At 71.0% G+C, this 18,748-nt stretch carries 13 protein-coding genes; 5 read left to right on the top strand and 8 right to left on the bottom strand.

The genetic code is table 11. From position 1 onward, the window contains the following. Positions 1-1,575, top strand: coding sequence for a PucR family transcriptional regulator (locus K8V84_RS03735; protein WP_304070374.1), 1,575 nt, complete (start codon positions 1-3; stop codon positions 1,573-1,575). A 489-nt stretch (positions 1,576-2,064) separates the two neighbouring features. Continuing rightward, positions 2,065-3,417, top strand: coding sequence for a helix-turn-helix domain-containing protein (locus tag K8V84_RS03730; RefSeq protein ID WP_304070477.1), 1,353 nt, complete (start codon positions 2,065-2,067; stop codon positions 3,415-3,417). Between the two features lie 295 nt (positions 3,418-3,712). Here the strand turns inward: K8V84_RS03730 and K8V84_RS03725 are convergent, their stop codons facing one another. Continuing rightward, positions 3,713-4,333, bottom strand: coding sequence for a hypothetical protein (locus K8V84_RS03725; protein ID WP_304070372.1), 621 nt, complete (start codon positions 4,331-4,333; stop codon positions 3,713-3,715). Positions 4,334-4,884: 551 nt separating this feature from the next. Here K8V84_RS03725 and K8V84_RS03720 point away from each other — a divergent pair. Further along, the gene (locus tag K8V84_RS03720; RefSeq protein ID WP_304070475.1) at positions 4,885-6,117 is read left to right on the top strand and encodes a PLP-dependent aminotransferase family protein; all 1,233 of its coding nucleotides are present in this window, start codon (positions 4,885-4,887) and stop codon (positions 6,115-6,117) included. 25 nt (positions 6,118-6,142) lie between these two features. After that, complete coding sequence (locus K8V84_RS03715; protein WP_304070370.1) at positions 6,143-7,123, top strand: D-alanine--D-alanine ligase; 981 nt, start codon at positions 6,143-6,145, stop codon at positions 7,121-7,123. Between the two features lie 87 nt (positions 7,124-7,210). Here the strand turns inward: K8V84_RS03715 and K8V84_RS03710 are convergent, their stop codons facing one another. After that, on the bottom strand, positions 7,211-8,197 hold the full coding sequence (locus tag K8V84_RS03710; RefSeq protein WP_304070367.1) for a xanthine dehydrogenase family protein subunit M: 987 nt from the start codon (positions 8,195-8,197) through the stop codon (positions 7,211-7,213). Beyond that, the gene (locus K8V84_RS03705) at positions 8,194-10,806 is read right to left on the bottom strand and encodes a molybdopterin-dependent oxidoreductase (protein WP_304070365.1); all 2,613 of its coding nucleotides are present in this window, start codon (positions 10,804-10,806) and stop codon (positions 8,194-8,196) included. Before K8V84_RS03705 ends, K8V84_RS03710 begins: the two co-directional genes overlap by 4 nt. A gap of 197 nt (positions 10,807-11,003) precedes the next feature. On the opposite strand from K8V84_RS03705, the gene K8V84_RS03700 reads away from it, so the two are divergent. Beyond that, positions 11,004-12,209 (top strand): serine hydrolase domain-containing protein, encoded by a 1,206-nt coding sequence (locus K8V84_RS03700; RefSeq protein WP_304070363.1) that lies wholly within the window; start codon positions 11,004-11,006, stop codon positions 12,207-12,209. 70 nt (positions 12,210-12,279) lie between these two features. On the opposite strand, the gene K8V84_RS03695 is transcribed toward K8V84_RS03700, so the two are convergent. From K8V84_RS03695 to K8V84_RS03675, 5 genes are all read right to left on the bottom strand, one after another. After that, on the bottom strand, positions 12,280-13,722 hold the full coding sequence (locus K8V84_RS03695) for an NCS2 family permease (protein ID WP_304070360.1): 1,443 nt from the start codon (positions 13,720-13,722) through the stop codon (positions 12,280-12,282). Positions 13,723-13,947: 225 nt separating this feature from the next. Then, on the bottom strand, positions 13,948-16,380 hold the full coding sequence (locus K8V84_RS03690) for a xanthine dehydrogenase family protein molybdopterin-binding subunit (protein ID WP_304070357.1): 2,433 nt from the start codon (positions 16,378-16,380) through the stop codon (positions 13,948-13,950). Continuing rightward, positions 16,380-17,738, bottom strand: a complete 1,359-nt coding sequence (locus K8V84_RS03685; protein ID WP_304070355.1) for an 8-oxoguanine deaminase — start codon at positions 17,736-17,738, stop codon at positions 16,380-16,382. Before K8V84_RS03685 ends, K8V84_RS03690 begins: the two co-directional genes overlap by 1 nt. Then, positions 17,735-18,250 carry a (2Fe-2S)-binding protein gene (locus tag K8V84_RS03680; RefSeq protein WP_304070353.1) on the bottom strand — a complete coding sequence of 172 codons (516 nt, stop codon included), beginning with the start codon at positions 18,248-18,250 and terminating at the stop codon, positions 17,735-17,737. Before K8V84_RS03680 ends, K8V84_RS03685 begins: the two co-directional genes overlap by 4 nt. Continuing rightward, the coding region (locus tag K8V84_RS03675) for a xanthine dehydrogenase family protein subunit M (protein WP_304070350.1) at positions 18,241-18,748 on the bottom strand (508 nt) is incomplete at its 5' end. The genes K8V84_RS03680 and K8V84_RS03675, both read right to left, overlap by 10 nt.

The following is an 18,748-nucleotide window of genomic DNA, read 5'->3' as shown; positions in this document are numbered from 1 at the left end:
ATGGCGAAGAAGGGGATCGACGCCCACCACGTGCCCTTGAGCGTGGTGGTGGCCCGCCGCGATCTGGGCCTGACCACGGTGGTCGAGGTCGGTGACCCGCCGATCACCTGGGCGGTGGCGAGCGAACTCGTCGTGGCCGCCGACTACCTGCGTGGCGGAGAACTCCTCCTCACCTCCGGGGCCAACCTGCCCACCGACACCCAGGAGGTGCGCACCTACGTGGCCTCACTGGTGCGCGCGGGGGTCGGGGCCCTCGGCTTCGGAGTGGCGCCCGTACACCAGACCGTCCCCGCCGACCTCGTCGAACAGTGTCGGCTGCAGGGTCTTGCGCTGTTGGAGGTGCCGCAGAACTCTCCCTTCGCCGCGGTCAGCCGCGCCGTGGGGGAGGAACTGGAGGAGCGCCACCTGCGCGACCTGCGTCGTCTGGGCGAGTCCCACCAGGCCCTGGCCCGCGCCGTCACCGCGCCCACCCCAGTCGAACGGCTGCCCGCGGTGCTGGCCGACGCACTCGGAGCCTGGGTCGCCCTCGTCCCCGCCGACCCCGACGCGCGAGTGCGGCGCACCGTGGGGGCGCCGACCGACCTCGATCCCGAACTGCGCACCCTGATCACCAAACTCACCTCCCCCACGGGGCCGCGCAGCGCCAAGGCCGACAGCGGTCCCGACGAGGTCTTCCTGCACACCGTGGGCACCCCGCCCGAACATCAGGGCGTGGTCCTGGTGGGCCGCCCCGAACCCCTGGGCATCACCGACAGGGAGGTGTTGCGCACCGCCACAGCCCTGCTCGATCTGCTGCTGCGCGCCGAGGGCGAGGAGCCGCCCGCTCCCGGCCTGCCGCTCACCGCGCTGCTGTTGGACGGTGAACTGAACCCCCGCGCCATCGCGGCCCTGACCGAACTCACCGACACCCGCACCCCCGAGCCTCGCGCCGCAACCCCGGGCGGCGCCCGCGAGGACGGATACCGGGTCCTGCGGGCGGTGCCCGCCTCCCGAGGGCACCGCACCGCCGCCGCGGCCCTGCCCTTGGGCACCCACCTGAGCGATCTGGCCCCCGGCTCCGAGGAAGGCGGCGGTGTCGTGCGCGCGGTCCTCGCCGACCGGGGGGAACAGGCCCATCACGACCACCTCGAGCTCCTGCGCTCCCATGGGTGGATCGGCGCCCTGAGCGAGGCCACCACGCCCGACGACCTGCCCGCCGCCGATCGCCGGGCCGCCGCTCTGTTGGTGCGCGCCCGCGCCGTGGACGAACCACGGCTGTGGTCGCCGGCCACCGACCCCTTCGACGCGCTCATCGACCCCGGCGGCGCCGGCCGGGGCGCCCGGGACATCCTCGGCCCGTTGGACGAGGCAACCTCGGCCGCGCACACCCTTCGCGCGACCCTGCACACCTGGCTGGCCAGGCACGGTAACTGGGATCGGGCCGCCACCGACCTCGGCGTGCACCGCAACAGCGTCCGCTACCGGATCGGGCGGATCGAACGGGACCTGGGCGTGGACCTGGCCGATCCCGAACAGCGCATGCGTCTGTGGTTCGCCCTCACCCGCCGTCCTTGTGATGCACAGGAACCTTCATGAGACCCCGCACGGGCCGATGCACGTGCGGGTACCCGACCGAAAACCCGCGATAACCCGGCTCACCTGTGTGAACGGGCGAAGAACAGGGGGAATTAGGGACTCGCCGTTTGGCCGCATCCGGCCATTTTCGTCGACGTTTCGTGAGTTGCTTCGAATCTGGGGATGTTATCCGTTTCGACCCCCATCCGTATGACCTGCACACCCCCGTGCCGAAACCCCCACCAGTGGCTCGAACCAGGGCACTACCCCGGAAAACCCGCACGAGCGTGTTCGGTATGACCCAAGGATAATTCGAGCAGGAAACGGAAGGATCGAACCGAAATGACTTCCGAAACAAGGGACTCTCCCGGTTCTCTCGGCCCCGCCGCAGTCGAACCAGGAAACTGACGCCTAACTCGAACCCCGGTCTTTCGGGGCCTGGCCACGTAGAAGGAGGAAGGGGCGAGTCCTCCCGTCTTCCGGGCGGGGGAACGTGCCCCGATGACCCACATGACGTTTCCATCGCTGGACACGGCGCTACCCTCCGGGGTGGACGCGCGCGAGCACGCCGACCTGCTCCGCCGATCCCACGACGCGCTGCTCGCAGGGCGCCCAACGCCCGCGCCGTTGCGTCCGGTGATCGAGGACTCCTGGGAACGTATGCGTGGATTCGGCATCGATCCCGATTGCGGACCCCCGCCACGGGTGGCCCGCCTGGACGAACTCCAACGCCAACGGGACGCCTCGCCCATCGCCGAGGTGATGCCGCTCATCCGTCGTTCCCTGGTCTCGGTGGCCGACCAGGCCGACCACATCATGCTGGTCACCGACTCCTCGGGGCAGGTGCTCTGGCGCGAGGGGTCCCATAGGATGCGCTCGGTCGGTGACCGGGTCGGGCTGGTGGAGGGTTCCTTCTGGAACGAGGGCAGCATAGGCACCAACGCCATCGGCACCGCGCTGGTGGTCGGTCGCCCCGTGCAGGTCTACTCCGCCGAACACTTCGTGCGCAACCTGCACACCCTCACCTGCGCCTGCGCCCCCGTGTACGACCCCCGGGACGGGCGACTGCTGGGCGCCATCGACGTCACCGGTCCGGTGTCCACCATCCACCCCTCCACCCTGGCCCTGGTCAACGCGGTCGCCCAACTGGCCCAGGCGCACCTGCAAGGGTTGCACCACACCCACCTGGAACGGTTGCGCTCGGTGGCCGCGCCCCTGTTGGCCGGGCTGACCCGACCCGCCCTGGTGGTGGACGACAGCGGCTGGACCGCCGCCGCGGTGCACATGGAACCGGTCCGCCGGGTGTTGTTGCCCAAGCACTGCGAGAGCGGCACGGCCTGGATCCCCGCCCTGGGGGAGTGCGGTCTGGAACCCCTGCCGGGCGGTTGGCTCATCCGCCCGCGCCCCGGGGAACGGGCCGGTTCCACCTCGGTCACCCTGGACCTGCGCAAACCCGGGGCGTCCACGGTGACGGTGGCCGGCCCGAGCGGAGAGTGGGTGCACAACCTGACCCCGCGCCACACCGAACTCCTGCTCCTGTTGGCGGTGCACCGGGCGGGGCGTTCGGGCGCCGAGTTGTCCAAGGACGTGTTCGGCGCCGACGCCCACGTGGTCACCGTGCGCGCGGAACTGTCCAGGATCAGGCGCAACCTGGGCGGAGTGATCGAGAGTCGCCCCTACCGCTTCGCGGACGAGGTCACGGTTCGGGTGATCGGTTCACAGACCTCGGTGAACCTGCTCCCCGATTCGTTGGCACCGGGGGTGCGGGCACTTTTGGATCGCGATGGGGGACACCCCTGTTCGACCGGCCGGGGCGAGACGACCCGACGTCCGGACGCGTCGTCGTGTGGTCACCCTGGGTGATTGGCCCGCAACCTGTTGCAACCGTTGCCGAGTGCGGGCCGATGAGATCAACTTGGAGGTGCGCGGCCCGCCCACCGGTGGAGACCTTCGGGCAAGAGAGGGCACGGAGGGGTTCACCGGTGCGGGGCGCGTCCGTGTCCTGCGGACCTTGAGGGGGGTTACGGGGGCAAGGACGGACGCGTTTTTGGGGAGTGCTCCACAGGAGGTTCGGGGGAATCCTCCGGGAGCGAGCGCGTACGATGCGGTGCGGCCTGGACCGTCGTGTGAGTTACCGGGCCGCACCGCCATCGAGTCTTCACCCGGTCCCGGGGGCGGCGGGTTCCTCTTCGCCGGCGAGTTCGTCCGACTCCGACTCGTCCTCTTGCGGTTCCTGCGGCGCGCACTGGAAGCAGTCCATCGTGAACACCTCCTCGCCGTCGACGGCCCCGGTGAAGGAGCCGGGCAGACTGTCGTCGCCCGCGGTGCGTTCGGCCAGGGCCTCGGACGAGAGTCGGCCCTCGAAACGCAACGCGGCCCCGTCACGGTCCGACCCCTCGCAGACCACCTCCAGACCGCCGCTGACGGGTTCCTCGTCCTCGTCTGCGGTCCCGCTCCGGACACCGTCGGCGGTGACCGTGTCCTGCTCGTCCCGTGTCGGCCCGGACGAGGGGGACGGGGAGCCGGAGGCCTCCGGTTCCCCGGTGGCCGCGGGGGAGGCGCAGGTGAGCGTGCCGTCGACGGGATGGCCCTTGCGGGCGAAGGCGCGTTCGACGCCCGGTCGCAGCACCGAAGCCGACAGGGCGTCGGCGGCCCGAGCCAGTTCCAGTCGCTCGGCGTCGATCTCCTGTTCGGTGGGTGCGGGGTCGGTGCACGAGGTCAGCGCGCCGCACAGCAGCAGCGTCGCGGAGATGCTGATGGTGGTCGAGCGGACGCCCATGGTCTCCTCCGGTTCTCGGGTGGCGCACCCGTCTCACCGGGAGCGATGGCCCACCGCACCAATGTCCTCGAAAACCCAGAAAGCACCCATGTCCGACTCGGGTGGCAGGGGTGAAAAGTGCGTCATGTTCTGGTCATTCGCGTGTGAGTCGGATCGCCTACCCGGGTACCGTCACCGACGCGGCGCTCGAACGCCCGCGACCATGTGCGTCAGAGCACAGGAACACCCTGATGGGGGGTGCCCGCACGACCGCTGGGCTAGACTTCCGGATATTTCCCGAACCGTGTTCCACGGTTCAACATGACCCGACCGACTCACCGAAAGCCACCCGCGGCCCGGCCGTCACCGGTGGCCTCGCGTGAACCAAGGGGACCCGCGCGGCGTCGAACCAGGAATCAACGAAGATCTCCCGGAACGACCCGGCAGACCCCACAAGACCGTCCTTCCTTCGGAGGTGGACCGTGTCCGCTGACCACCGAGAGCAGCAGCCCGGCCAACAGGGCTCGCGTATCGACCCGCACGTCGGCCGCTACGCACATCGAGCACAGGGCATGGTCGCATCGGAGGTCAGGGCACTCTTCGCCGTCGCGTCCCGCCCCGAGATCGTCTCCCTTGCGGGCGGCATGCCCAACGTCGCCGCCCTGCCGCTCGACCAGATCGGCGACCTGGCCAAGGACGTGATCTCCGAGGAGGGCGCCGCCGCCCTGCAGTACGGCTCCGCCCAGGGCGACCCCGTCCTGCGCGAGCAGATCTGCGACTACATGACCTTGGAAGGGGTCCGGTCCGTCCCCGACGACGTCATCGTCACCGTCGGATCCCAGCAGGCCCTGGACCTGATCACCCGCGTCTTCGTCGACCCCGGCGACATCGTGTTGACCGAGGCGCCCACCTACGTCACCGCGATCAACACCTTCGCCGCGTTCCAGGCCGACATCCGCCACGTGAGCATGGACGACGAGGGCGTCGACGCCGACGAACTCGACCGCGCCCTCACCGAGGCGGCCAAGGCCGGTCGCACCGTCAAGTTCTTCTACACGATCCCCAACTTCCAGAACCCCGCCGGCATCACCATGTCCGCCGAGCGCCGCGCACGGGTGATGGAGGTCTGCGAGCGCCACGACGTCCTGATCGTCGAGGACAACCCCTACGGTCTGCTCCGCTACGACGGCGAACCACAGCCCACCCTGTACTCGCAGGGCGAGGGCAACGTCATCTACCTGGGGTCGCTGTCCAAGACGCTCTCGCCGGGCCTGCGCATCGGCTGGGCCCTGGCGCCCTCGGCGGTGCGCGCCAAACTCGTGCTGGCGGCGGAGTCGGCGATGCTCAGCCACTCCACGTTCAACCAGCTCGTGGTGCGCCGCTACCTCAACACCTTCCCCTGGCGCGAGCAGATCAAGACGTTCAACAGCATGTACGGCGAGCGGCGCGACGCCCTGCTCGGCGCGCTCAACACGATGATGCCGGACGGCTGTACCTGGACCCGGCCCGAGGGCGGGTTCTTCGTCTGGGCCACCCTTCCCGAGGGCATCGACGCCAAGGCGATGCTGCCGCGCGCGGTCAATCACCGTGTCGCCTACGTTCCCGGCACCGGCTTCTTCGCCGACGGTCGCGGTCGTGACAGCATGCGGTTGAGCTTTTGCTACCCCACACCCGAACAGATCCGGGAGGGCGTACGCAGGCTCGTCGGAGCCATCGAGGGCGAGATGGACCTGCGTGACACGTTCGGGCCCGCCATGGCCACGCCCACCGAGGGCAGCCAGGCACCCACCCCCGACCTTCCCTGACCACCCGTTAGGGGAACCAGCCACCATGACAGCAGCACAGAAGGAGGTCCGCGCCGTGGCCGACCTTGACCGGGTCCTCGTCCTCGCCGGGGGACTGTCCCCCGAACACGAGGTGAGCGTCCAATCCGGCCGCAGCGTGGCCGAGGCCCTACGCCGACTCGACGTCGAAGTGCAGGTCGCCGACGTCGGCTCCGGGCTTCTCCAGCGCCTGGCCGACGACCCGCCCCAGGTGGTCTTTCCCGTCCTGCACGGCTCCGCCGGTGAGGACGGCGCGATCCGCGAGGTCCTGGAACTGGCCGGGGTGCCCTACGTGGGCGCCCGCCCCCAGGCCTGTCGGCTCGCCTACGCCAAGCCCGCGGCCAAGGCCCTGCTGGCCGAGAAGGGCGTTCGGGTTCCGCGTGGCGCCACCCTGCCCAAGTCCGCCTTCCACGACCTGGGCGCACCCGCGCTCCTGGACAAACTCGTCGAACGACTCGGGCTGCCGCTGTTCGTCAAGCCCGACCGTGGCGGTTCGGCGTTCGGCGCCACCCCCGTGGCCTCGGTCAAGGACCTGTCCACCGCGCTGATGTCCTGCTTCGCCTATAGCGACTCCGCTCTGGTCGAGGAGCAGGTCCAGGGCACCGAACTGGCCGTGGGCGTCCTGGACACCGGTGAGGGGCCCGTGGCCCTGCCCCCGGTGGAGATCGTCCCCGACGGCGGGGTCTACGACTACGCGGCCCGCTACACCGCCGGCCGCACCGAGTTCTTCTGCCCGGCCCGTCTGGACGGGTCGGTGCTGGCCGCCGCCACCGAGGTGGCGCTGACCGCGCACCGCACCCTGGGCCTTCGCGACCTGTCGCGCACCGACCTCATGGTCGCCCCGGACGGCGAGGTCGTCTTCTTGGAGACCAACGTCGCCCCGGGCCTGACCGAGACGTCCACCTTCCCGATGGCGGCCGCGGCCCAAGGGCTGGACTTCGCGGTGCTGTGCCGCGAACTCGCCCACCAGGCGCACCTGCGCGGCTGAACCGACACCGACGGGCGAAGAATCGGGTGGGCCGCCACGCCACGGCGGCCCACCCGAAGGTGGTCCCTTGAGGGGCCCGAACCCGTGTCACCGGCTCGGTACCCCCAGGGCCGCCTCGATCGCATCACGGACCGCGCCCTGGAGCAAGGGGACCTTGTACCCGGTGGCGGGCAGGGGGGAACACCGATCGGCCAGGGCGCTCAACGCCTCCTCCACCCGACCGGACACGTTCCCACCGGGTGCCGCATCCACCAAGGCGCTCTCCACCTCGGGTAGCCGCAAGGGGGTGCGCGCCACCGCGCCCACCGCCACCGCGGCCCTTCGCACCGGGCCGCGGCCCCCGTCGGCGCACTCCAATCGGACGACCACCTCCACCAGCGGCCACTCCGCCCTGGAACGCCCGGTCGCCCTTCGGTGGGCGGAGCGCTCACCCGGGGACGGGACCGGCAAGGACACATCCGTCAACAACGCGCCCGGACCCAACGTGTGGTCACGTGTGGGGTCGGTGCCCTCGTACAGGTCGACGATCGCCATTTCGGAGACCGGTCCGCCCTCCAGGCGCACGCTCGCCTCGTAGGCGAGCAGCGCCACCGCCAACGTCGACGGGTGCGGGGCCACGCACGGTCCCTGGTCGATCACCACCCCGCGCAGGTGGTCGCCCTCCCGGGCCGGGCAGGAGTCCCCGCCGGTCTGGAAGCAGTCGAAGGCCGGGTTGCGCAGGTAGGCGCAACGATTGCGCTGGAGCAGGTTGCCGCCCACGGTGGCGGTGCCCCGGATCTGCGGGGTGGCCAGGGCCCGGGCGGTGGCTGCCAGCGCCGGATAGGCCGTGGCCAGAGCGGGGTCGGCTCCCAACGCGGCGACGGTGGTCATCGCGCCCACCCGGGCCGAACCGTCGGCGTTCCAGCCCACCTCGTCCAGGCCGGACACCCCCAGCAGATCCACCAGCGGTCCCGGGGCGATCACCCCCGCCTCCAGGCAGGAGGTCAGGTCGGTGCCCCCGGCGCGCGGGCGTACCCCCCGCCTGGCCAGGTCCGCCGACACCTCGGCCACACTCGTGGGTCGGGTCACGGTCATCGCGTCGCTCCGATCAGTCGGTCCGGTCGCAGGGGCAGGTCGTGGTGGCGGACGCCGGTGGCGTCGAAGACGGCGTTGCCGAGCGCGGCGGCCACCCCCACCACCGACACCTCGCCGAGTCCGATCCCGCCGCCGGGCACGTGCTCGAAACCCTCCTGGTGGAAGTACACCTCGGTCTCGGGAACGTCGCCCATGCCGGGCAGCCGGTACTCCTCCAGGTCGTCGGAGAGCACCACCCCTGTGCGCGGGTCGTCGCGCCGCTCCTCGAACAGCGCGTAGCCCACGCCCTGGACGACGGCGCCCTCGCACTGGTTGCGGGCCATGCGTTCGTTGTAGACGCGCCCGGCGGCGATCCCCGCCCAGCACCGGGTGGGGCGCACCCTGCCCAGCAGGGTGTCCACCTCCACCTCCATCACGTGTACGGCCCCGCTCATCCCGCGCCCCACCGCCAGGTCGCCGGCCATGTTCGGGGTGAGTCGCCCCCAACGGTCCAGGCCGCGTTCGCCCACCACCCGCAGCCCCTCGGCCTGGGACAGGGCCTCCTTGAAGGTGTGCTCGGGGATGGGGCCCGACGCCGGCACGGCGGGGGAGTGCTCGCGAAGGGCATCGCGCAACCGGTCGGCGGCGTCGGCCGCGGCCGGTCCCATCGAGGTGGTGGTGCGGCTGCCGAAGGAGCCGGTGCCGTGCACCGAGGACCCGTGCCCGATCTCCACGGTCAGGCCGTCGGCGCCGATCCCCAGCCGCTCGGCGACCACGTCGCCCAACACCGTTCGGATGCCCGTGCCGATGTCCTGGGTGCTCGAACGCACCACCAGGTCACCGCCGCGCACGGTCAGTTCCACCTGCGCCTGCGGTCCCAGCAGGTAGGGCCAGCCCGCGGCGGCCAACCCGACGCCGCGTCGGAACCGGCCGGTGCGCTCACCGCGAGGACGGTCCCGCCACAGCCGCAGCTGAGCCACCCGTTCGTACAGTGCCCGACGCTTGGGGTTGCCGTCCCACCGTCGCCGCAGCGACAGCGGGTCCTCACCCAGCCGCAGCGCCATGGTGTCCACGGCCTGCTCCAGCGCCCACGCCATCGGCGGGCCGCCGGGTCCGCGCATGGGCGCGCCCGGGGGCCGGTTGGTGACCACGTCGAAGTCGCGGACCCGTCGGGGCGAACGCCCGTACATCAGCGCGGCCAGGGTGGCGACGTTGGAACCGACGGACACCCCGCCGTCGCCCACCGAGTCCATGGCCAGCGCCCGCAGGTCGCCCTTGGAGTCGGCCAGCAGTGCCACGCGAGTGCGGTTGCCGGGTCGATGGCCGGCGTCGACGAGTTCCTCGGAGCGCTCCAACGACACCCGCACCGGGGCGCCCACCAGCCGGGCCAGTTCCACCGCGGCCACCGTGTCCGGGGACAAGGCGCCCTTGGCGCCGAACCCGCCGCCCACGTACTCGGTCACCACGTGCACCCGCTCCCGGGGCAGGTCCCAACGGTCGGCGACCTTGGCGGTCATCTTGCTCAACGCCTGGGTGGACACGTGCAGGTGCAGGTGCCCGTTCTCCCAGGAGGCCACGCTCACGTGCGGTTCCAAGGGGGAGTGCACCTGGGTGGCGGTGGTGTACTCCTGGGCCACCAGCAAGGGGTCCTCACGCAGCCGGGCGGCGCGCAGGCGGGACACGGCCGTGGGGCCGCGCCAGCTCAGCACCCCCGGCCCGCGCACGTTGCCGTTCCAGGGCGCGCCGGGGGTGGGCGCCTCGCCGTATGAGGGCGCCGAGGCGCGCTCGGTCCTGGTCGGGTACACCAGTGGTGCCTCTGGCGCGCGGGCGGCGTCGACGGTGGTCACCGAGGGCAACGGCTCCAGGTCCACCCGTACGGCCGCGGCCAGCCGACGGGCCTCGGCACGGGTGGGCGCGGCCACGGCGGCGATCGCCCTTCCCACGTGGCGGACGGTGCGGTCCTCGCCCAACAGGTCCACCAGGGGAGCCTGACCGCCGTCGCCGTCGGGGGCGGGGTGCACTTTCAGGACCCGGGCGTGCGGCACCGTGGAGCGTACGATCACCCCGGTCCAGGTGCCCGGCGGGGCGTGGTCACCGCTGAAACGGGCGCGTCCGGTCACCTTGGCCGGGGCGTCCGCGCGCGGCGGCGCCTCGACGGGGTCGGTGTCGAACTCACCGGCGCAGGCGGCGGCCACGGCGGCGAAGATCCCCTCGTAGGCCCCGCACCGACACAGGTGTCCGGCCAAGGCGTCGGCGATCGCCTCACGGTCCGGTGCCGTGTCGCCGTGCTCGGCCCGCCAGGCGTCCACGAACACGGAGGCCTCCACCACGAAGCCGGGGGTGCAGTAGCCGCACTGGAGGCCGTCGTGCGCGGCGAAGGCGCGCTGAACGGGGTGGTCGCCGCCCAGTCCTTCCACGGTGGTGACCGAACGTCCGGCCAGATGGGCGCCGGGAAGCAGACAGGAGGCGGTGGGGGAGCCGTCGACCAGGATGGTGCAGGCACCGCACACCCCGCTTCCGCAGGCGATCTTGGTGCCGGTCAGGCCGAGCGTGTCGCGCAGGTGCTCGGCGGCGTTGACCTCGGGTTCGTCGGGGGTGGGCGTGGGGGCGCCGTTGACGGTGGTGTCCATGGGGCGACTTCCCGGGCAGACGAAAGTTGTCACTGTCAACTTAGGTGGCGGTTTCCTCCACTGTCAAAGGCTTTTCCGTCCGAAACGCCGGCCCGAGCCCGTCCCGGTGCTCGGTTCGACCGTGTAGCCGGCTCGGGCTTCGCATACTGTGGCGGGCGACGAAAGTACACGTCATCCCCCTCTCGAGGAAACCCTTCATGCACCTCACCCCGCCCCCTCGTATCCACGGCTGGGTCGAGTCCGGTTTCGAGCCGGTCCGCGAGGCCTTCCGGAACAACTTCGCCGAACACGAGGAGACCGGCGCCGCCGTGGCCGTCCACCACGCCGGCCGCCCGGTGGTCGACCTGTGGGCGGGAACGCGCGACCCCGAGACCGGGGCCCCCTGGGAGTCCGACACCCTCACCCTCGTCTTCTCGGCCACCAAGGGCGTGACCTCCCTGGTCCTGGCGCACGCCCACTCACGGGGCCTGTTCGAGTACGACCGACCGATGGCCCACTACTGGCCCGATTTCGCCCGTCACGGCAAGGGACACGTCACCGTCGGCGAACTGCTCTCCCACCGGGCAGGTCTGCCCTACCTGGACACCGAACTCACCCCCGACCTGCTGGCCGACCACGACCGGCTCGCCCGGGCCCTGGCCGACCAGGCACCCGCCTGGAGGCCCGGCACGCGACACGGCTACCACAGCGTCACCATCGGCCTCTACGTCAACGAGCTGCTACGCCGGGTGGACGGGCGCACCGTCGGCGCGTACCTGGCGGAGGAACTCGCGGGCCCCCTGGGCCTGGACCTGTACGTGGGACTTCCCGCGCGGATCGGCGAGGAACGGTTGGCCCGCCTGACCGGAGGGTCCTGGCGCGACCTGGTCGCCGACCCCACCGCCGTCCCCCTCGGCCACGTACTCGCGCGCTGCCTGCCCTGGAGCATCGCCGCGCGCACCTTCGCCAACCCACCGCTGCGCACCGCCGACCAACTCGCCGGCCCCGCCTACCGTTCGGTGGAACTGCCGCACGGCAACGGCTTCGCCACCGCCCGCTCGCTGGCCGCGCTCTACGGCGAGTTCGCACAGGGCGCGCCGATACTGGGCGTGCGCGACGAAAGCCTGCGGGCCCTGGAGGAACAGCCCGCACCGCCCTCCGGGGGGGAACGCGACATCAACCTCAAGGTCCGCACCCGATACTCGTCAGGGCTGTGGAAACCCTTCCCCGAATGGCGGTTCGGCACCGACCACCGCGCCTACGGCAGCCCGGGGGCCGGCGGCTCCTTCGGCTTCGCCGACCCGGCCACCGGCACCGGCTACGGCTACGTTCCCAACCGGATGGGTCTGCGGATCTGGAACGACCCGCGCGACGTGGCCCTGCGCGGCGCTTTGGACCGCTGCCTGGCCACGGCCGCCCCCTGAGCCCGCGGCCCACCTCCGAACACACTCGTGGCCGGGGCGCGAAGCCCCGGCCACGGACGAGCGGAGCTCCCTACAGGCCCATCGCGTGCATGGCGAAGTGGAAGGAGAACACCGCGGTCAGGATCCACATCAGCCAACCGACCTCGCGGAAGCGACCCTGACCGGACTTGATCACCGTGTACGCGATGATCCCGATCCCGATCCCGCTGGCGATGTCGTAGGCGAACGGCATCATCACGATCGTCAGGAACGCGGGGATGGCCACCGAGAAGTCGTTCCAGGCGATCTGCCCCACGTGCATCATCATCATGGCGCCCACCAGCACCATCGCCACCGAGGCCGCCTCGGCCGGCACCATGCCGAAGACCGGGGCGAAGAAGATCGCGCTGAGGAAGAACAGCCCGGTGACGATGCTGGCCAGACCGGTGCGCGCCCCCTCGCTCACCCCCACGGTGGACTCCACGAACACCAACGTCGCCGAGGAACTGGTCAGGCCACCGGCCACAGCGCCGGCGCCGTCGGTGATGAGGATCTGGTTGACCCGCGGCATCTGCCCGTTCTCGTCGGCGATGTTGGCCTTGGTGCCGATGGCGAGGATGGTGCCCAGGGCGTCGAAGAACCCGGCCAACACCAGGGTGAACAGGATGACCCCGGCGGTGGTCGGCCCGGCCGTGCTCCAGGCGCCGAACAGGTCCACCTGGAACAGCAACCCGAAGTCGGGCGCCGCGAACGGGCCGGCGGGCGCTTCGGGCACGCCGCCGCCCCAGGACTCGGGGTCCAGGCCCAGCACGTGGTGCAGGACCACCGCGAGGACGGTGGCGCCGATGATCCCGTAGAAGATCGCACCGGGGACCCGGCGGGCCAGCAGCACCGAGGCCAGGATCAGACCGGCCACGAACACCAGGATCGGCCATCCGTTCAGGTATCCACCGCCGCCCGCGGCGCCGATCTGCAGGAGGCTGTCGCCGTCACCGGCACTGACGAAGCCGACGTTGGCCAGACCGATCAGGGACACGAACAGGCCGATACCCACGCCGATGGCGAGCTTGAGGTTGTGCGGCAGCGCGTTCATCACCGCGGTGCGCACCCCGGTGAGGACCATGAGGATGATGGCGATGCCCTGCCACACGACCAGGCCCATCACCTCAGGCCAGGCCATCACGGGCGCCGCCTGGTAGGCGACCACCGCCATCACGCCGAGGGCCGCGGCGCAGGCGATGGGGGCGCGGCCCACCACGCCCATCATGATGGTGACCAGCCCGGCTGCCAGGGCGGTCATGGTGGTCAGCTGGCCGGCCGAGAGCTGGTCACCGTTCACGTCGGTGACGCCGCTGAGGATGAGCGGGTTCAGGACGATGATGTAGGCCATCGCCATGAACGTCGTCAGTCCTCCGCGGACCTCCTGACCGAAGGTCGACCCCCGTTCGCTGACGAGGAAGAAGCGGTCGAGCCAGGATCGATCCGTTGCGGAGCGCTCTGCGGAACGCGCTCCGGAGTCGTCGAGTCGGGTCATGTCCCCTCCTGGAGGGATATGAGCACGGACTAGCCGTGTTTTAAGGGGGGTTGACTACTCTGTGTAGTCGTATTCGGGCACGGTGGGACGGCGTTGTCCCTCCGGCCGCCCACCCCGGGACCGAGGGCGTCGGCCGAGTCCGGGGCGGGCGGGTCTTGGAGGGGAGGGGCGACGGGGACGCCGCCCCTCCCGATTCGATGGATGCCTCACGGCACTCCGGGCGACCTACAGGTCGATGCCGACGATGTCCTCCGGACGCACCGGCGCGTGGGTGAGCGGACGCCTGGTCGCGTCGCGCACCGCGGCGACGATCGCCGGGGTGGACGACAGCGTCGGCGGCTCGCCCGCACCCCGCAGCCCGTACGGAGCGTGCGGGTCGGGGCGCTCCAGCACGTCGATGCGCATCGGCGGGGTGTCGAGGATGGTCGGGATGAGGTAGTCGGTGAAGGACGGGTTGCGGATCTCGCTGTCCTTGACCTGGATCTCCTCCATCAGCGCCAACCCCAGACCCTGGGCGGAGCCACCCTGGATCTGACCGGCCAGCTGCTGTGGGTGCAGGATCTTGCCCACGTCCTGGACCGCGTCCAGGGCCACGACCTTCACCAGACCCAGCTCCACGTCGACGTCCACCACGGCGCGGTGCACGCACATGCCGAACTGGTTGTGCGAGTCGCCCTGCCCCAGCTCCGGGTCGATCATCTCGGTGGGCCGGTGGTGGTACTCGCGGGTGTGCTCCACGACCTTGCCGCCCTGGGCGGACTCTCCGAGGAGGTCGGCCAGCGACACCAGCACACCGTCGGTGGCGGAGACGATCTTGCCGCCGTCCAACGCCAACTCGGTGTCCTCGGCCCCGGCCGGCACCAGACCCTTGCTCCGGGCCAGTTCGAACACCTCTGCGCGCACCGACGCGCACGCCGTGCGCACCGCGCCTCCGGTCATGTACGACTGACGCGAGGCCGACGAGGAACCGGCCGATCCCACCTGGGTGTCGGAGGGTGCGATGACGACCTTCTCCACACCCAGTTCGGTGCGGGCGATCTGGCCCTTGACGGTCACCAGCCCCTGGCCGACCTCCGCGGCCGCCGTGTGCACCAGCACCACCGGTTCGCCGTTGACCACCTCCAAGCGGACACGGGCGGTGGAGTAGTCGTCGAAGCCCTCGGAGAAGCACAGGTTCTTGAGACCCACCCCGTAGCCCACGCCGCGCACCACCCCCTCGCCGCGGGTGGTTCCGGCCACGCCGCCGGGCAGGGTGCGCTGGTCGGTGGGATCATCCAGCTCGGTGCGCTCCACCGGCATCGGCAGGTCACGGCATCGCTCCAACATCTCCGCCATGGGCAGAGGCATGTCGATCTCCTGGCCGGTGATGATCCGGGAGCCCTGCGACATGGCGTTCTTGAGCCGAAGGTCCACCGGGTGCATGCCCAGCTTCTCCGCGAGCTTGTCCATCTGCGACTCGTAGCCGAAGCAGGCCTGCACCGCGCCGAAGCCGCGCATCGCCCCGCACGGCGGGTTCGTGGTGTAGACCCCGTAGGCGTCCACCAGCACGTTCGGCACCTCATAGGGGCCGATGCCCAGGGAGGAGGCCACACCCACCACCGCGGGGGTGGCCGACGCGTACGCGCCGCCGTCCACGATGATCTCCAAGGTGGCGTACAACAGGGTGCCGTCCGCCTTGGCGCCGTGCTCGTAACGCATCTTGGCCGGGTGGCGGTGCACGTGTCCGTAGAAGGACTCCTCCCGGTTGTAGACGAACTTGACCGGCTTGCCGGTGTGCAGCGCCAGCATGCACGCGTGGATCTGCATCGACAGGTCCTCACGGGCTCCGAACGCGCCGCCCACGCCCGCCAGGGTCAACCGCACCTTGTCCTGGGACAGTCCCAGGGCCGGCGCGATCTGACGCTGGTCCACGTGCAGCCACTGGGTGGCCACGTACAGGTCCACCCCGCCGTCCTCGGCCGGGACCGCCAGGCCCGACTCCGGACCCAGGAACGCCTGGTCCTGCATGCCCACCTCGTACTCGGTGGCCACCACGGCGTCGGCCTCGGCGCGCAGCCGCTCCAGGGTCTTCTCCTGACCCTCCTTGGAGCCGGCCACGTCCACGAACGAACCGGTGCGGATGGGCTGGTAGCGCAGCCGGTTGCCGCTCTGGTTGATCTCGGGGTGCTCGGGCAGCTCACCCTTGTCGTGCACCAGCGGATAGTCGGGATCCAGGGCCGCGCGCCGGGAGTCGCTCACCGGGGCCAGCACCTCGTACTCGACCTTGATGCGCTCCATCGCCCGCCGGGCGGTCTCGGGATGATCGGCGGCTACGATCGCCACCGACTCGCCCTTGTATCGCACCTTGTCGAAGGCCAGCACCGGCTGGTCCTGGTGTTCCAGGCCGTAGCGCTTGGCGCCGGGGACGTCCTCGTGGGTCAGCACCGCCTGCACACCGGGCACCTTGAGCGCCTCGGTGATGTCGATGCCGAGGATCCTCGCGTGCGGGTGGGGGCTGCGCAGGGTGGCGCCCCACAACATGTCCTCCATCCACATGTCCGACGAGTAGGCGAATTCGCCGGTCACCTTCAGCGTGCCGTCCGGGCGGCGCGGGCTGGCGCCCACGCCGTCCTTGGTCGTGCTGGAAAGGTCCGTGACGGTACGGGTCGTCGCCGCCATCAGCGGCTCACCTCCTGGGTCAGACTCCGGTGTGCGGCGCGGCCGCGCGCGGCGGCGGTCTGGGCCGACAAAGTGCGCATTTCGCCGTGGTCGACGACGGTGTCACCGCCGACGAGCAGGCGCTCCAGGGGCGGCGTGGGGCCGAACACCATCGCCACCACCGGGTCGTCGATGACGTCGTGGCCGAACCCGTCCACCCGCCACAGGGCCAGGTCGGCGAGCTTGCCCACCGACAACGACCCCAGTTCGCGGTCGCGGCCCAACACCCGGGCGCCACCCAGCGTGGCCATCTCCAGGGACTGTCGGGCGGTGAGAGCCTGCGGGCCCTTGCGCGCCCGCGCCATCAACAAAGCCTGGTGCATCTCGCCGGCCATCGAGGTCAGCTCGCTGGAGGCCGGGCCGTCCACGCCCAGACCGACCTTGGCGCCGGCCTCGAGCAGTTCGGTCACCCGGCAGATGCCCGCGCCCAGGCGGGCGTTGGAGGTGGGGCAGTGTGCCACACCGGTACCGGTGGCCGCGATCCGACCGATCGCGGAGTCCGACAGGTGCACCGCGTGCGCGAACCACACGTCATCGCCCAGCCAGCCCAGCTTCTCGGCGTACTCCACGGGGGTGCACCCGAACTCGGCCAGGCACTTCTCCTCCTCGTCGAGGGTCTCGGCCAGGTGGGTGTGCAGCCGCACCCCCTTGTGGCGGGCCAACGTCGCGGCGTCGACCATCAACTCCCGAGAGACCGAGAACGGGGAGCAGGGGGCCACCGCGATCCGGGTCATGGAGTCGAAGGAGGCGTCATGGTGGGTGTCGATCGCCGCGGCGGTACCCGACAGGGCCCCCTCCAGGGACTCCACGACACTGTCCGGGGGAAGACCGCCCTGGCTGTGGCCGCGATCCATCGAACCGCGCGCCAGGTCCAGACGAATGCCCACCTCACGGGCGGCCTCGACCTCGGCGGCCACGATGTCGCCGCGCCCGGCCGGGTAGATGTAGTGGTGGTCCGATGCGGTCGTGCAGCCCGACAGCGCCAGGTGCGCCAGCCCGGCCGACGTCGTCCCCGACACCACCTCGGCGTCCAGACGGTGCCAGATCTCGTAGGAACCCACCAACCACTCGAAGAGGGTGCCGTCGGCGAACAGGCCCTGCGTCGCCCACTGGTAGAGGTGGTTGTGCGTGTTGACCAGACCGGGGGTGACCAGGCATCCTCGGCCGTCGATCCGCTCGAAGTCACCCTCCACGGTGGGGGCGGGGCCCGCGCCCACCGCGGCGATACGCCCGTCGCGCACCACGACGTGACCGTCGGCGTACTCGGGGCCGTCCACCGTCACCACGTGGGCGCCCTCGATCACGATGACCTTGCTCATGAGGCGCTCCCGGCCTCGGCGCGGCGCTCGGCGGCCAGGTGCACCGCGTCGATGATCTTCTCGTACCCGGTGCAACGGCACAGGTTGCCGGCCAGGGCCTCACGGATCTCGGCGTCGGCCGGGGCGTCCTTACCGGCGCCCACCGTGCGCTCCAGCAGGTCGTCGGTCTGCACCAGCAGGCCGGGGGTGCAAAAGCCGCACTGCACGGCGCCCGCCTCCACGAACGCCTCCTGAACATCGCCCAGGGTACGGTCACCGCCCTTGCCCGGCTCCTTGGCCAGGCCCTCCACGGTGCCGACCTCGCGGCCCTCGGCCTGCCCTGCGGCGATCATGCACGAACACGCGGTCACACCGTCGAAGTAGACCGTGCACGACCCGCATTCACCCTGCTCACAGGCGTTCTTGCTGCCGGGTAGGCCCAGGCGCTCCCGCAGTACGTACAACAGACTCTCGCCCGGCCAGACGTTGTCGGCGGTGACGTCCTCACCGTTGACCTTGAAATTCACGCGCATCGTGAGGACTCCTTCCGGTAGTCGGTGACGGACCAGCTCAGGGCACGGCGAGCCATGACCGACAGGGCGTGCTTGCGGTAGTCGGCGCTGCCGCGCTGGTCGTCGATGGGACGGGCGGCCGCGGCCACCAGATCGCCGAAGCGACGCACCACGGACTCGGCCAGGGGACGACCGTCCTCCCAGTCGAACTCGGCCTCCAAGAACTCCTCTGCGGCCTCGGCGCGCAGCGGAGTCGGCCCGGCCGAGCCCACCCCCGTGCCCACCTTCCGGTTGTCGGTGTCCAATGCCAGGGAGAAGGAGGTCACGGCGATGACCATGGCGTTGCGGGTACCGATCTTGGAGAACTGCTGCGGCCCGGTGGCGTGGGGGAGCAGGATCGCGGTGATCAGCTCGTCCTCGGCCAGGGCCGTCTTGCGAAACGACAGGTAGAAGTCGCGCGCCTTGACCCTGCGGGTGCCGCGCACCGACGCCACCTCGATCTCGGCGTCGGTGGCCAGC

This window comes from Nocardiopsis listeri (assembly GCF_020741345.1).
Taxonomy (GTDB): domain Bacteria; phylum Actinomycetota; class Actinomycetes; order Streptosporangiales; family Streptosporangiaceae; genus Nocardiopsis; species Nocardiopsis listeri_A.
The sequence above is the reverse complement of the archived record's forward strand: the minus strand, read 5'-3'. Positions and strand labels throughout refer to the sequence as shown.